Source organism: Arenibacter sp. F26102, from assembly GCF_023015865.1.
GTDB lineage: Bacteria > Bacteroidota > Bacteroidia > Flavobacteriales > Flavobacteriaceae > Arenibacter.
Window position 1 is genome coordinate 1 of record NZ_JALKBC010000069.1, and the last position, 324, is coordinate 324.

General features: G+C 47.2%; 1 protein-coding gene. It reads right to left on the bottom strand.

The features are described from left to right. The coding region (locus MWU78_RS22305; RefSeq protein WP_247002029.1) for a hypothetical protein at nucleotides 1-324 on the bottom strand (324 nt) is incomplete at both ends.

Below are 324 nucleotides of genomic sequence, written 5' to 3' on the forward strand. Positions count from 1 at the left end.
ATTATCAGACGCAATTGGATCAGTAAGTGTTACCGAAATAAAACATTGGGGTCCTGCATCCTGAACAATATCTGTTGGGCAGGTAATGGTGGGAACCACCTGATCTGCCAGGGCCGCAGGGACAAATTTCTTTACAAAAGCATTCGGGCTGGCATAGGCCACATATAAATTTCCATTTTGGTCCATCGCCAAATCTGTAAAAAGTGCTTGTCCGCCAGAAAAACCAGCGTTACCAACCACTTCCCATGCATTGCCATTGAACCTTTGGACCGTCGCCTTACCTTCCTTAGTACTGTCTTGGTATGCCACATAGGGCACCCCGGA